This is a genomic window from Mesotoga sp. UBA5847, assembly GCF_002432735.1.
Taxonomy (GTDB): domain Bacteria; phylum Thermotogota; class Thermotogae; order Petrotogales; family Kosmotogaceae; genus Mesotoga.
Window position 1 is genome coordinate 1 of record NZ_DJGL01000043.1, and the last position, 13,043, is coordinate 13,043.

Genomic DNA, 13,043 nt, shown 5'->3' on the forward strand with positions numbered 1-13,043 from the left:
ATCGATTACAGCGGGATCCTTTTCAGTAAGGAACAGCGACGCAAGCGTTCCGAAGGCTACTTTTTCTCCGTGGAAGAACTCGTGAGTCTCTTGCAAGATGGTGAGTCCATTGTGAATCGCGTGAGCCGCGGCAAGTCCTCCACTTTCGAATCCAAGGCCGCTCAGCAGAGTATTGGCCTCGATGACTTTCTCGAGAGCCGAAGTTACCACCTGTGCCTGGCAGGCGTTCTTTGCCTGCTCTCCATACTTCAATAGAGTTTCGTAGCAAAGTCTTGCAAGGGAGTAAGCCGTCATCGAACCAGGATTACCCGTCATGTTCTTGGCGTTTCCGATCTCGCAAGATCTTGCTTCAAACCAGGTTGCAAGAGCATCGCCCATTCCAGAAACAAGAAACCTTGCGGGTGCGGAAGCGATAACCTTGGAATCTACCAGAACAAGATCGGGGTTTTTCGGGAGGAAGAGATATCTCTTGAACTCTCCTTCAGGTGTATATATTACAGATAGCGCGCTGCAAGGCGCATCTGTTGAAGCAATGGTTGGAACAACGGCCACGGGAATCTTAAGGTTGTGAGCAACAGCCTTGGCTGTGTCCAGTGTCTTTCCTCCTCCAATTCCGACAAGCACGTCGGCCTTGCTTGTGGCTTTGTCGGAAAGCCGATCGATCTCTTCGTCGGAACACTCTTCGCTGAATTCAATAATCTCGGCAGAGACTTCTTCAAGCAATGAATCCTTGATAGAAGGAATTATGTTCTCGTACACGAACGGATCGGTTATAATAAAGGCGTTTTCACCGAATCTTTTCAGTTCCTTTCCCAGAGAATTCAGCGCATCGGCTCCCTGAACGTATCTCCCAGGGAAGATCGTAGCTTTTATCATGGACAACACCTCCTTATCTAAATAATTATAACGCAAAAGCCGACTAAGTTTGTGAAATAAAGATCAATATTTACTGTGCTTTTTCCCTTGATCACTGAATATTCTTGTAAGCAGCTCCGGATGCTATAATTTCAAATAGGATGTCCTTAGTGCGGACTATCTACCGAGACAATCTATGCAATTGTTTGAAGGAGGTGTTGTGAAGTGATTTACTACGTAGATGACAGCGCAAAGCCGGCCGGAGAACACGAGATTCATACCGAACACTGTGAGAGACTGAGAGAAGTGAAGTCGAAGACAATGCTGGGAGATTTCGTGAACTGCTTTGGAGCGCTTCAGAAGGCTCGCGACTTTTACCAGAATGTTGACGGCTGTGCTTACTGCTGTAGCGAATGTCATAAGGACTGACACATGTACAACTTGCTACACCCTAACTCGACAATCTATCGATGAGTTTACAACAAATGTCTTATATCTTATCTTATCTGAACAGCCTTGAAGGCTGTTCTTTTTATCGACCGATTTTCTGTTGTAACTCGAGAGCTCACGTGCAAGATTTCCTCATGGAATACTTGTTCTCAGAGTGGGGTTCGTTGTATCGCCAGACGGAACTTCTCCATCATTCCACGAATGCTATAATCTGTGAAGGTTTCGAGAAAACACTGTTGAAGAGATTAAAGAAGAGAGTGATCAAATGGATAGAGTAATTGTGGTTGGGAATATCGATGTAGATATAATAGCAGGTCCGGTGGATGACTGGCCCGAGTGGGGCACGGAGATCGGCGTTGATTCAATCGAAATGCGTATTGGCGGCCAGGCGGCTAACACGGCTGTTGTGCTTGCCGATCTCGGAGTACCGGTGGATATTGTGACGGTAGCGGGAAATGATCTCTTCGGGAAGACGTTCAAGGAGAGATTCAAAGATATGGGAGTGTCGGTAGAAGGGTTTGATCTTATCCAGGGCAGAACACCATGTACGGTTGCGATTACCCATATAGACAGCGAGAGGAGTTTCATCAGTAACGAGACGATAATGCACCATCTAGATGTTGACTTCGTTGAAAACAAACTCACTGGTGTTGAGGGAGCGCACATTTTGTTCTGCGGGATAAATGTTCTTAACGGTCTAAGAGAAAGCAACCTGCAGACATTGCTGGAAGCTCTCAGAAAAGAAAACACAATCTATCTCGATCCCGGATGGCCACCGGATGGCTGGAGTCTTTTCAGAATTCAGATTCAGAGACTGCTAGATTCGGTGGACTGGTTTATGCCCAATGAAGCGGAGCTCATGGAAGCTACTAACCAGTCAACGATAGAGGCTGCAACTGAAACGTACCTCGAGGACTATGAAGGTCAGGCAATGGTCAAGATGGGTTCAAAAGGTTCTCTTATGATTGGAAGAGAGAATTCAAGACTCTATCCCACAGCGGAATCCAAGAATGTTTTAGATACAATAGGTGCTGGAGATTCTTTCAATGCTGGGTTCATATACTCTAATTCGTCGAATGGTGAGCCAGATATTGATTTTGCGCACAGAGTAGCTAGAGATTGGATAGAGGGGCGATACAGAAGTAAGATCATGATCTAGAGAATAGCAGTTATGTTGCTCGATGTTAACGCAACGGTCGGTAGGAAGCGGCTCCGACATTTCTGCTCGCAGTATAGAGGAGGGTTACTATTATCGGAATGGTTCCACATAACGGCTCATTTCTCCTGCTTCTCTTTTGCCAGAGGGTCGAGAGATAATCTGCATTTGGATTGAATGGAGGGGTTGAGAAGAGTGCTTCTTAAAGAAGGGCAAAGAGTTCTCTTTCAAGGAGACAGCGTAACAGATGCCGGCAGAGACAGAGAAGACTTCTTTGGTCTGGGAAACGGTTACCCCGCTATTATTTCTGGGCTTGTCGGAGCCTCATATCCCGGGTTAAGAATAGAGTTTCTAAACAGGGGTGTCGGGGGCGACAGGGTGAAGGATCTTCGAGAACGCTGGAAAGCCGACTGTATTGATTTATCGCCAGACTGGATTTCAATGCTGGTCGGGGTAAATGACTGCTGGCGGTTCTATGACAGCAATGACAAGACCGAACCAGACATCTTCGAAAGAGACTATAGGTATCTGCTCGAATCAGTTGCCACTATCGGGGCGTCTTCAATAATTATGGAACCGTTCTTTCTCCCGTTAAGAGGCGAGATGGAGTCCTGGACAGAAGACCTTGGACCGAAGATTCAGATAATCAGAAGACTTGCGAGGGAATATGAGGCCATTTACGTCCCGCTTGACGGGATTTTCGCTTCTGCGGCTACAAGAAGAGAGCAGGGTTTCTGGGCAGAAGATGGTGTCCATCCCACTCCTGAAGGACACTTTCTTATCGCCCTCAAGTGGCTCAGTGCTATGAGTATTGCGATTTAACAATTGTCGAGAATGAGCAGATGAGGTGCCTACTGAGAATTCAATTCTCAAGAAGACTCATTGCTTGGCCGACACTCTCAAACTAGATAATTAGTTCTGCGCGTTGATCAGCGAATTCATTCTCTGTGAAGCTCATCCGGGCAAGCATTGTGAGCGATAAAACCAAGAGAAAATCGTTGTGCAATTTCCATGGAATCAATTCCGGTTTCTGGATTTTGGGAGCATTTGAGAACCGAAAGACTGGAATGGCAGGTGTAATAAGTAGAAGACAACTCAGGAAGCATCTCACAAAGTTGGCTCTATGGTGTAATTCACGAGACTGTCATAGTACTCGCGGTTCCTTTCGTATTCTGAACGGTAGATTATGCTTCTTGAGTCGAGCGCGTGGTCTATTGCGAGAATGCCATCAAGGTGATCTATCTCATGTTGAAGCAGCTCCGATTTTGCCTGATCGACTCCCTTCCACTCGTGTTCGATTCCCCTTTCATCTTCATACACGATATCTATCGAAAGACTTCTCTCGAGCCTAATAAGCAGATGTGGAAAGGACATGCAGTCATCCCACATGGTAAATGTGGACTTGTTGCGCTCGGTAATTCGCGGGTTCACAATAATGAAACTCCCCTGACCTAGATTGAGCGCAACCATTCTCTTAAGAATGCCGATTTGCGGGGCTGCGATACCACGGCCAAAGCCGTTTTCATTTCTGAATTCATGGAGGGCCTGCTTAAGCATAGCGAACTGCCCTAGCATCTCCTGGCCTCGAAAGTCAGTGACGGGAGATGATTTTTCCCGTAGCAATGGATTTCCAAGAAGCAATACTTCACTAGTCATAATCAACCTCCGAAAGGCCTTTGTCTCTTTTCAAGAGATTTGCAAGAGCTACTGCCGTTCCGAGGGGAAAGAGCATTGCGCTTGCTTCCAGGTAACCTGCGACAATCTCTCCTCCGGACGAGAGTATGTCTTCAAGCCCTATCTTGCGCTCAAGACTCCCGCAAAGCAACTCCTCCGGTATGGCAATCAATGCGCTCACCTCCTCGGGGTCGAGTTCGAAGGGAGCATCATCTGTGAAATATGCATTGAAGCACGCTATGAAGTACGGTCCTTTCTCGGGCAAGCTCTTTCGTCGATCAAGCATTTTGTAGATCATTCTGGGGGCTGGAGATGGAAGTTCGATGGTGTCGACAACACCTCCGTTTGACTGAACAATATCCGTCCGGGCTGAATGGGTTATTTCAACCGTCTTTCCAGTCTCTTCGACTGCTTCGCGTTTTGCTGCCTGGATGAACCCCTCGCCTTCTTCACAATGGCCTCCGATTCCAGCGAAGAACCTTTCCCCCGTCTCTGTTCGGTGCTTCCTTCCGGAAACCTGAAAGAGGTAGAGGTCCCGGTATTCTAGAATCAGTCCGGTGCCCTTTTCGGAATTATCTGGAATCAAACTGTTGATACTCATAATATTCTTTCCTTCGATACTCGATTGTTGATTTGCTCGAAACCCGAAAACACTGGTCTACAGATACATAGAGCTCGTTAGCCTTCAAATCGAGCGTTCTTAACGTTCTTTATGACGGAATCGGCAGCCAGTTTTCCAGTAAGTATGCTAATCGGTACGCCAGAAGGACTGTAAGTCCACTGGCCTGCCTGAAGAACATCCGGTATATGCGTCTTGACTGAGCTGTTTACTTTCATCATGCTGGAGACCACAGGTATCGGTTCTTCGAACGACCAGCCTACGATCGATCCCTCTGAGCTGCCGACATAATTCTCTATTGAAAGCGGGCTGCTGGAGAATGAAAAAAGAATCCTGTCTTTCAGAATCGGGTACACTGAGTTTGAGAGAACCTCGATTACTCTCTTCTCGAGTTCTTCTTTCAGCTCCTCGTACCAGCCGGATTCATACGCTCTTTTCACGATCTCGTATTCGAAGAGAGTGCTTACAATCAGGCCGGTCTTTCCTTGAGGGGCAAGGTTCTTGTCTTTGAGAACGGGGATCGAGATCTCGTAGGTACCCAGTTCGCAGAATCTGTCCAGCCAGCTCAAAACCTTCTCTTTCGAACTCTCCGACCAGTTCTCCAGAATGGACTTCATTTCGCTGCGATGAATTTCTCCCAATCCTTTCCTCGAAGGAGTATAGAAGAAGTGACCGCTGGCTATCGCTTCAAATTTTTCGGGAGGTTCATCCACCGCGATGAAGATGCTGAAAATAGAATCGGTACCGTGTTTCTTCGATATCTCGGATCTAAATTTGTTAACCATCTTTGCTGAGGTTTCGGGCAGGCCGTCTGTTTTCACAATTGAGTAAAGCTTCTTTAGGTCGGCAGCCCAAACTAGTTTCCTGTATTTGTAGGATCTTCCACCGGTATCGACAATTACTTTTCTTCCAGCATTGACCTCTGTTACTTCCCTACCTGTCTCGATTTCCCCGCCAAACTGGACTATCTTTTCTCTTACGCGTTCGGCCATAGTTCCAACTCCACCTTTTGGGTAGAAGTAATCCTGATAAAGGTAGAAGTAGCTCATGGCGAAAAAAGTCGGGGTGTTCTTGAAGAAATGCTGGTCTATTATGTCTCTCAAAGACCTATCTTCAACAATCTTCTCAAGAAATTCCTCTACGGGTATTTGGAATTTCCCGATTCTTCTGAGGGTGAGGAGGAACTTGAAGAGCCACGGCAAGTATACTTTCACAAAATATGATTTGTTGTTCTTGAAGTCCATGAAAAGAGGATTATCGACTCCATAAAGAATCTCCATGTCCTTCATAATCCTCTTTATGAATGAAATCACTCTCTCGATCTCTTCATCGCTTCCGGGATACATCTTTCTCAGAAGATCTGAATACTCCTTAAGACTCTCCTTTGAGGTCACACGTATGACAGTGTCTTCAATTCCCACCGATACGGGACTCTTGACTATTTCGATTTCTATTCCGAGTTCCCTGAGCATCGGCAGAATGATACCGGCGCTTTCAAGTGCTCTAACTCCTCCGTCAAACTGAAACCCATCCCTCCAGAAAGAGTTGATCAGGCCACCACACTTCTCGTTCTTTTCCAGCAGGAGGACTTTGGTCCCTGCTTTTGCAATATATGCGGCGCTGGTCATTCCAGCTATTCCTCCGCCAACGACTATAACGTCATAGGTCTCCATGATTGAGGCCCCCCATCCGCAGGCTTTCCTGCCAGAGTTCTTCAGCTGTTTCGGTATCAAGGGCCGGCGGGGCTGGAATCTCTTCGGTAGTCAAATTGAAGAATCTTCCACTTATGCCTTCTACATCGCGTGAAACACCCAGATAGTAAAGAGATTCAGCTGAAATCTCCGGTGAGCGGGAAAATCTGTCGACGAAATTTTTCTTGTACCATTTGTAAAATGCCCCGTTTTCTTTTCCTGTACCCGTTCTAACTGCACCGGGGTGCATAGCGTTGATTGTTACACCGCTCCCCTTGAAGTATTCGTTGAATACTATCATACTGAGAAGTTGGGCGGTCTTAGCGGAACCGTAGGCTTTGAGGCCATTGTAGTGTCTCTTCTGCCAGTTAAGGTCATCTGTCTTAATTCCCCACACAGCAAAGCGATGACCTTCTGAATTCACAAGTAATACCCGCGATTTCTCCTGTGCCTTAAGCTTGTCTCTTAAGATGTAGTTTATAACGAAAGAAGAGAGATAGTTCACGGCATATGTCATTTCAAGGCCATCGACAGTCAGTTCTTTTTGCTTAAGGAAGACTCCGGCATTGTGTATGAGGACATCTATGGGATCTTCAATCTTAGATAGCTCTTCCCCAACCCTCTTGCTGTCTTCTAGGCTGCTGAAGTCGGCTATCATGTATGAAGATTCAGCACCGAAGTCCCGTCTGAGCTCTTCGCACAGGCCTTCCGATTTCTCTTTGTTTCGGTTTATGGAAAGGATCCTTGCCCCATGGCTGGCATACTTCCTGCACGTATAGTATCCAATACCCGATGTGCCTCCGGTAACAACCACTAGGCGATCCTTGAAATCATCATTGCAAATCTTTGGATCAGACTTGTTGTTCTTCATCATCGCGCGAATGTTTGACCATTTGTATTGTTTCCAGTATTTGCGGATGGGGCTCCTGCCTCTCTCCATATGCAGCAACTACCCGAAGTGTTTTCTCATGAAACGCCTGTAAGGCTTTCTGAATGAAGGTATGTTGTCGAAGATAGTACCCCAAAGGTCATAGTAATCTCGCTGCTCGATTATCTTTCCCTCTTCACTAATAGATAGACGGCTCGCACCGTAAATCACGGAAGTCCTCGTCTTCTTGAAGAGTATCGTCATCTCCCATTCGACAAAGACCACGTTGTCTTCCTTAATGACTCTAAGAACAGCCATCTTCAGCTCTTTAGATCTCTCGGCAAGCCTTTCTGTCATTTTCTTGAATTCTTCGATCCCCCGGATTTCCTGGATCGTGTCTTTAAAGAGAATGTTGTCGTCATAGTAAGGAAGAATGTGAGACCAGTCCGGTTTCCCTTCGGTGTTGTAGGTCTTTGACCATAATTCTCTTATTTGATCCGCACTTGTTATACAAAACGTATCCACAATCACTACTCCCTAAAGCAGACAGGAGGAGAAAGCTTCCAAAATCCTGCATGTGCTTCCAGCAATTAGTTCGCAAAAAACATCTTAAGAAAATCGTATCACGGCGCCCCTTAAGAAAGTATATTTGGAGGATAACAAAATAGCAAGCTCTCGTTCCTCCTAATGAATTGTGAACAGGAAGCTTGAGAGAAGGAGTTTTCTCAATACAATACGTCCGATGAACGTCTCGCTACCGCAAACTAGAGAAACCCACTGCGGCATGATATGAGCTTCGAACGAGAGGACCAGATGCCACGAACAAGAACCCCATTTCCAGAGCGAAGGTCTTGAAATTTTCAAACTTCTCCGGCGTAACGTAATCGACGACCGGTAGGTGTTCATGAGAGGGCTGAAGGTACTGCCCAATCGTCAACATGCTGCAGCCGGCCTCAAGCAAATCGTTCATTACGGATCTAACTTCCTCTTCGTTTTCGCCCAGTCCAACCATTATTCCAGACTTGGTTACTATTGTAGAATCGATTTCCTTTACTCTTCTCAGAAGCTCAATTGAGCGGCCATAAGCCGCTCCGGGTCTGACCTTGTCGTACAAGGAAGGTACCGTTTCCACGTTGTGATTCAGCACGTCCGGATGCTCTCTGACGATTTTTTCTAGTGCCTTCCAGTTACCATTCAGATCAGAGATCAGCAGCTCGATTGTCGTATCAGGACAGTTCTTTCTCAATTCACGGACCACATCTACAAACTGAGAAGCGCCACCATCATCTAGATCGTCCCTTGTAACCGAGGTGATTACAGCGTGTCTCAGTTGAAGAATATGAACGGCGTTAGAAATGTTCTCCGGCTCCTTTGGGTCTGGAGAGCCGGGTATTCCTTTCGAAACGGCGCAGAATCGACAGCGCCTTGTGCATACGTTGCCTAGTATCATGAAGGTTGCGGTTCTGGAAGCGAAACATTCACCTACATTGGGACACCTCGCTTCTTCGCAAACGGTGTGAAGTCGTAGGCTTCGCAACATGATTTTTATGTCACTCACTTTACTTCTGTCAGCGTTAAGCTTTTCCTTAAGCCATTTTGGTTTCTCTATCACTTTGAACACTCTCCAGACATTCTCTCGAAATCTCCACGATCTTGCTTTCAAAGATAAGTGCGAACTTCTCTTTCACTCTCTCAATGATCTCACGGAAGTCTAAACTGACTATAAAATCATCCATCGAAACAACCGCATAGTCCTTTATTCCGCATGGATTTATCAGTTTGAAGTGATCTTTGTTCACCTGAACATTCAGAGCAAATCCGTGCATTGTGTACCATCTTTTTACCGCTATACCGACGGCGGCAATCTTCTCCTCTTTGACCCATACGCCCCTGTATTCCGGTTTTCTTCCTGCTTCTATACCGTAATCTTGCAACAACGTTATTACTACCTCTTCAAGAGAGTGCACGTACCAGGGAAGATTCTTCTTCCATTTTCCAAGATTCAGAATCGGATATGCAACAAGCTGACCCGGGCCGTGATAGGTTATATTACCTCCCCTGTCGGTGTCTTGGAGCGCGACCCCCAGGCGTTTGAGCTCACTCTCGTCAACCAGAAGATTCTCTCTTCCTCCCGACCTACCTATAGTCAGCACCGGTTCGTGTTCAAGAAGAATCAATATGCAGTCCGCTTTTCCAGTCATTACTTTTTCAAGCGCTCTATGCTGTATATTTAGCCCGTCAAGGTAGTTTGTGAGCCCATTAAGACTTATTGAATAGCAAGTTCGATTTTCCAAGGTCACTCAGCTCCAACCTAATCTGATTTTTCGGTAACTGAAGAAGGTAATATTCTAACCAATTCCGCATATTTCATGACTTCTTCTCGACTTAAGGGAGCGGGGCGGGTTTCTCCAGCGACCCACAACGCCACCTGATCGAAGAAATGAGGACTTCTCGGATCTTCGGATATCCCGGGCGGCAGAAACGCTCGAGAGTTGTCGATGTTCGAAAGGTCCACTACCTGAGTATAAGAATTTCCCAGCTGTGACCAGATGGTATTTGCTGAGGTTGTCGTGAGAGACGGCATGATTCTATTTGCATACGGAAGTATTGAGGGAAAACCCTCAAGATTAGCCTGATAGACCATCACTTGTGGTCTGACTTGAGAAGTGCCTTCTCGGATGTTGGCTGTTGCAGTCTCAATAACCTGATTGACCCAAACCGCGAGTTCCTCCTCGTCCGTCAACATGCCGTAGATCTCATTTTCGCTCAAGACGGAACGAAGGAGGAAAATGTTTCCCGCATGGCCTCCGCCGTATTTTGAGGCTAGAGTGGCAGTAGAAGAATCGACCCTCAAACTTCGATGCATTGTTTGGACAAGAGTCTCAGCAATATCTGCTGCCCTGCTGTTCTCAACCAGGCGATAGTCCCAATCACTGAAAACGTTTAGAAGCCTCGATGAGCTTTGAGACAACAGATTCCTTTGAAGCAAAATGCCGGCGAGATTGAGAAAGTCCCTGGCAATTGCCGAGACATTGTCTCGATGAATCTCCGAAAAGCTCTCAAAAGTGAATTCGTTCTGATTATCGAGAAGCTCGTAAAGTCTCATGCTTCTAGGGTTATGTCCGGTCCCTCCGGTGCCTATCGTTAGAGGATACGGGTACCACTCTCCGACGGGCAGGTGATTTGCACTGGCAACGAACCCCAAAGATGGATTCAAAACATGGGGAAGATCTTCAAAGGGCAAGTATCCTGTCCATTCCTCGTTACCCGTCCAGCCTATCTGGGGAAGGCCAAGTCTTCCGGAACGGATCGGGATTGCCGCAGCCGTATGGTATCCGATATTTCCCGACACGTCGGCATACACAACATGTATCCCAGGGAACATGTAATCGCTCAATCCGCCGGTGAATTCTTCCCAGTTTCTTGATCTCATCATGGATAACATGCCCGTTATCGGTGTCTTCATCTCGTCAATAGCAACGTATTTCAGTGAGAAGTTTTCTGCACGCCCTGCTCCTTTTAGAAACGAGTCTACGAGGGGACCATGAATAGTCTTACTAACTGTGATTTCAACCGGTTCTTCATCACGAACGTTAATGACCTCTGTGGTAGACTGCACAGGATACCAGACGTCTTTGAAGAGAAATTCGGATCTATCTTCACTTAGTCTCTCCTGAAAGAGGTCTCCATTGTCAGAACCGAGCGCAGTTGCACCCCAAGCGAGATATTCGTTCCAGCCAATGAGAAAGCCCGGCGAACCTGCAACGCAGATTCCTCTCACATTGTAGTTGCCACCGCTAAGATGTATTTCATACCAGAGAGAAGGAAGAGTAACGGCAATCTGCGGGTCGCTCTCAAGGAGAGGACTCCCTGTGAGAGTCTTGCTTCCCGATACCGTCCATGCATGGCTGGCCTTCAATGAGTCCCATTCAAAGCGCTCACTTGACTCACCCGGTCTTTCTTCCATAAGGCGTCGGTATGCGTCGGGGTCGGTTCGAAGGAAGTCGGATTCAGTTACAATCGCAGCTGAATTGTCTATAACGATCGGGTCTTGAGTTACGCCGCTCCGCAACCGCTGCTCGTAGTTTCGAAGGGCCGTGACTTCGTTTTGCCACGACCGATCGAATCTCTCTGATAGGCGCATCCACACAGCAATACTATCGGCAACCGTCCATGGATCCGGGACGATTCCAATCTCATCGAAGACAGGATTCAGGTTATCGAGATTAGTCTCAAGATAGTAGTTTACTCCTTCAGCATAGGCTTCGAGTATAGACTTCGTCTCACCGTCCAGATGATTGGCGATCTCTTGCGCGTGTTTGTAAAGCCCGAGCGTACGCATAAGCTTGTCCGACTCTAGCCAGTCCTTGCCGTAGATCTCTGACAGCTTTCCCGAGACTTTTCTGCGTGAGAGCTCCATTTGGAACATTCGGTCTTCTGCCGTTGCATAACCTGCTCCAAAAAAGAGCTCCGAATCCGTATCTGCATAGACGTGGGCAACTCCCCAGTAATCACGAATTATCTCTATCTGACTTGCAAACAACGTCATAGGAGAAGTTAAAAGAGCTGCAAGCATGAAGATTGTGAGTATCCAAAATCCAGTTTCTTTTCTCATGTTCACCCCCTAGATTCATCATCTAGAATGACCTTCCAATTATAGAGCACTCCATCCTCTGGATGAAATTGAGGCGAGTATCGCTCTTTTTGTGGCAGTCGAAATAGTAAAAGGGATCTCATTGTTGACTTAGCATACCTTTCCTGTGACCTTTGCAGGATTATGATGCAGGAATTCAAAGACTCATTTCATCCGTGAATTGCCTGAAAGGATTTATGACAGCGAAAGAGCTACGTGATAAATCTTCCATAGTGGAATAGGTTCATATGGGCTTTGTTGGGCAGAATAAGCGGAGAGGTTTCCCTCTCCGCTTCATCTAGTGATTCAGATCAATTGGCAGGATTAATTATTACTATTCTTCCCTCATTTACAGGAGCGATCGTTCCATGCCTTTCAACGTACTCCGCGAAGGCGTCTCTCAGGAAAGACTTTGTCACAATAGTCTTCTCCATTTCGAGGAACATTGTGAACTTGTCTCCTCCGCCCGTGAGGAAGTCGTTAGCCGTAAGGGTATAGGTCTTTTCGAGATCGAGAGGTACACCGTTGGATGTAACGGATATCAATCGCTCATACGGTGGTTTTGAAGCGTCGAATGTGTATTCAAGACCCGATACCTGTAAGAACTGACCGGCGGCGGCCGGGTAGGCCGAGATACCGTGTTCAAGGACGTCCCATATCTGCTTCCCGGTGGCCTTTACGGCAACTACGAGGTTGTCGAAGGGGAGAACGGTATATACGTCCTTTATTGTTATATCTCCCGCGGGAACACTTGCTCGAACTCCGCCTCCGTTCTGGATTGCGAAATCAGTCCCTGTCATCTCTCTCAGACTGTCGGCTATAGCGTTGGCCAGATTGGATTCTTTGAGGCGCACAGTTCCTCTTTCTCCATCGAGATCGACTTCGGTCCTTCCAATTACTGTACCGAGCCTATCGTCGAGCTGCGAGACATAACTCTCTACCACTTCAACCACTGCCTCATCCTGCGGCAGATTTTGGCTCATGAAGACGTGAGCAAAGTTGATACCGATTACCTCGCCTCTGTAGATATTTAGATTAGTCTTTGAGATCAGCTCTGCATGTTTACCTGAAGAGATTACCCAGCTTCCGTTTATCTT

Annotated in this window: 13 protein-coding genes; 3 read left to right on the forward strand and 10 right to left on the reverse strand. The window is 46.8% G+C overall.

What is annotated here, in order from left to right:
* A partial coding sequence (locus B3K91_RS04715; protein WP_292594131.1) for a glycerol dehydrogenase occupies nt 1-876 on the reverse strand: 876 nt, incomplete at its 3' end.
* Between the two features lie 204 nt (nt 877-1,080).
* Between B3K91_RS04715 and B3K91_RS04720 the strand changes: the two genes are divergently transcribed.
* The 3 genes from B3K91_RS04720 to B3K91_RS04730 all read left to right on the forward strand — a co-directional run bounded on the left by B3K91_RS04720 (nt 1,081) and on the right by B3K91_RS04730 (nt 3,283).
* On the forward strand, nt 1,081-1,284 hold the full coding sequence (locus B3K91_RS04720) for a hypothetical protein (RefSeq protein WP_292587862.1): 204 nt from the start codon (nt 1,081-1,083) through the stop codon (nt 1,282-1,284).
* A 286-nt stretch (nt 1,285-1,570) separates the two neighbouring features.
* Nucleotides 1,571-2,464 (forward strand): carbohydrate kinase family protein, encoded by an 894-nt coding sequence (locus B3K91_RS04725; RefSeq protein ID WP_103134954.1) that lies wholly within the window; start codon nt 1,571-1,573, stop codon nt 2,462-2,464.
* Nucleotides 2,465-2,656: 192 nt separating this feature from the next.
* Nucleotides 2,657-3,283: an SGNH/GDSL hydrolase family protein gene (locus B3K91_RS04730; RefSeq protein WP_180979955.1), complete on the forward strand. Its 627-nt coding sequence runs from the start codon at nt 2,657-2,659 to the stop codon at nt 3,281-3,283.
* Between the two features lie 285 nt (nt 3,284-3,568).
* Here the strand turns inward: B3K91_RS04730 and B3K91_RS04735 are convergent, their stop codons facing one another.
* From B3K91_RS04735 to B3K91_RS04775, 9 genes are all read right to left on the reverse strand, one after another.
* Nucleotides 3,569-4,117 (reverse strand): peptide deformylase, encoded by a 549-nt coding sequence (locus B3K91_RS04735; protein ID WP_103134952.1) that lies wholly within the window; start codon nt 4,115-4,117, stop codon nt 3,569-3,571.
* Nucleotides 4,110-4,736 (reverse strand): NUDIX domain-containing protein, encoded by a 627-nt coding sequence (locus tag B3K91_RS04740; protein WP_214060350.1) that lies wholly within the window; start codon nt 4,734-4,736, stop codon nt 4,110-4,112. The genes B3K91_RS04735 and B3K91_RS04740 overlap by 8 nt, the downstream gene beginning before the upstream one ends.
* Before the next feature lie 77 nt (nt 4,737-4,813).
* Nucleotides 4,814-6,427, reverse strand: coding sequence for a phytoene desaturase family protein (locus B3K91_RS04745; RefSeq protein WP_292587856.1), 1,614 nt, complete (start codon nt 6,425-6,427; stop codon nt 4,814-4,816).
* The gene (locus B3K91_RS04750) at nt 6,414-7,385 is read right to left on the reverse strand and encodes an SDR family NAD(P)-dependent oxidoreductase (RefSeq protein ID WP_214059865.1); all 972 of its coding nucleotides are present in this window, start codon (nt 7,383-7,385) and stop codon (nt 6,414-6,416) included. The genes B3K91_RS04745 and B3K91_RS04750 overlap by 14 nt, the downstream gene beginning before the upstream one ends.
* A gap of 9 nt (nt 7,386-7,394) precedes the next feature.
* Complete coding sequence (locus tag B3K91_RS04755) at nt 7,395-7,838, reverse strand: nuclear transport factor 2 family protein (RefSeq protein WP_292587853.1); 444 nt, start codon at nt 7,836-7,838, stop codon at nt 7,395-7,397.
* A gap of 229 nt (nt 7,839-8,067) precedes the next feature.
* Complete coding sequence (gene lipA, locus B3K91_RS04760; RefSeq protein WP_292587850.1) at nt 8,068-8,925, reverse strand: lipoyl synthase; 858 nt, start codon at nt 8,923-8,925, stop codon at nt 8,068-8,070.
* Nucleotides 8,900-9,607, reverse strand: coding sequence for a lipoyl(octanoyl) transferase LipB (gene lipB, locus B3K91_RS04765; RefSeq protein WP_292594133.1), 708 nt, complete (start codon nt 9,605-9,607; stop codon nt 8,900-8,902). Before lipB ends, lipA begins: the two co-directional genes overlap by 26 nt.
* A gap of 17 nt (nt 9,608-9,624) precedes the next feature.
* Nucleotides 9,625-11,928 carry a penicillin acylase family protein gene (locus tag B3K91_RS04770; RefSeq protein ID WP_292593195.1) on the reverse strand — a complete coding sequence of 768 codons (2,304 nt, stop codon included), beginning with the start codon at nt 11,926-11,928 and terminating at the stop codon, nt 9,625-9,627.
* A 329-nt stretch (nt 11,929-12,257) separates the two neighbouring features.
* On the reverse strand, nt 12,258-13,043 hold a 786-nt coding region (locus tag B3K91_RS04775), incomplete at its 5' end, for a bifunctional metallophosphatase/5'-nucleotidase (RefSeq protein ID WP_292594135.1).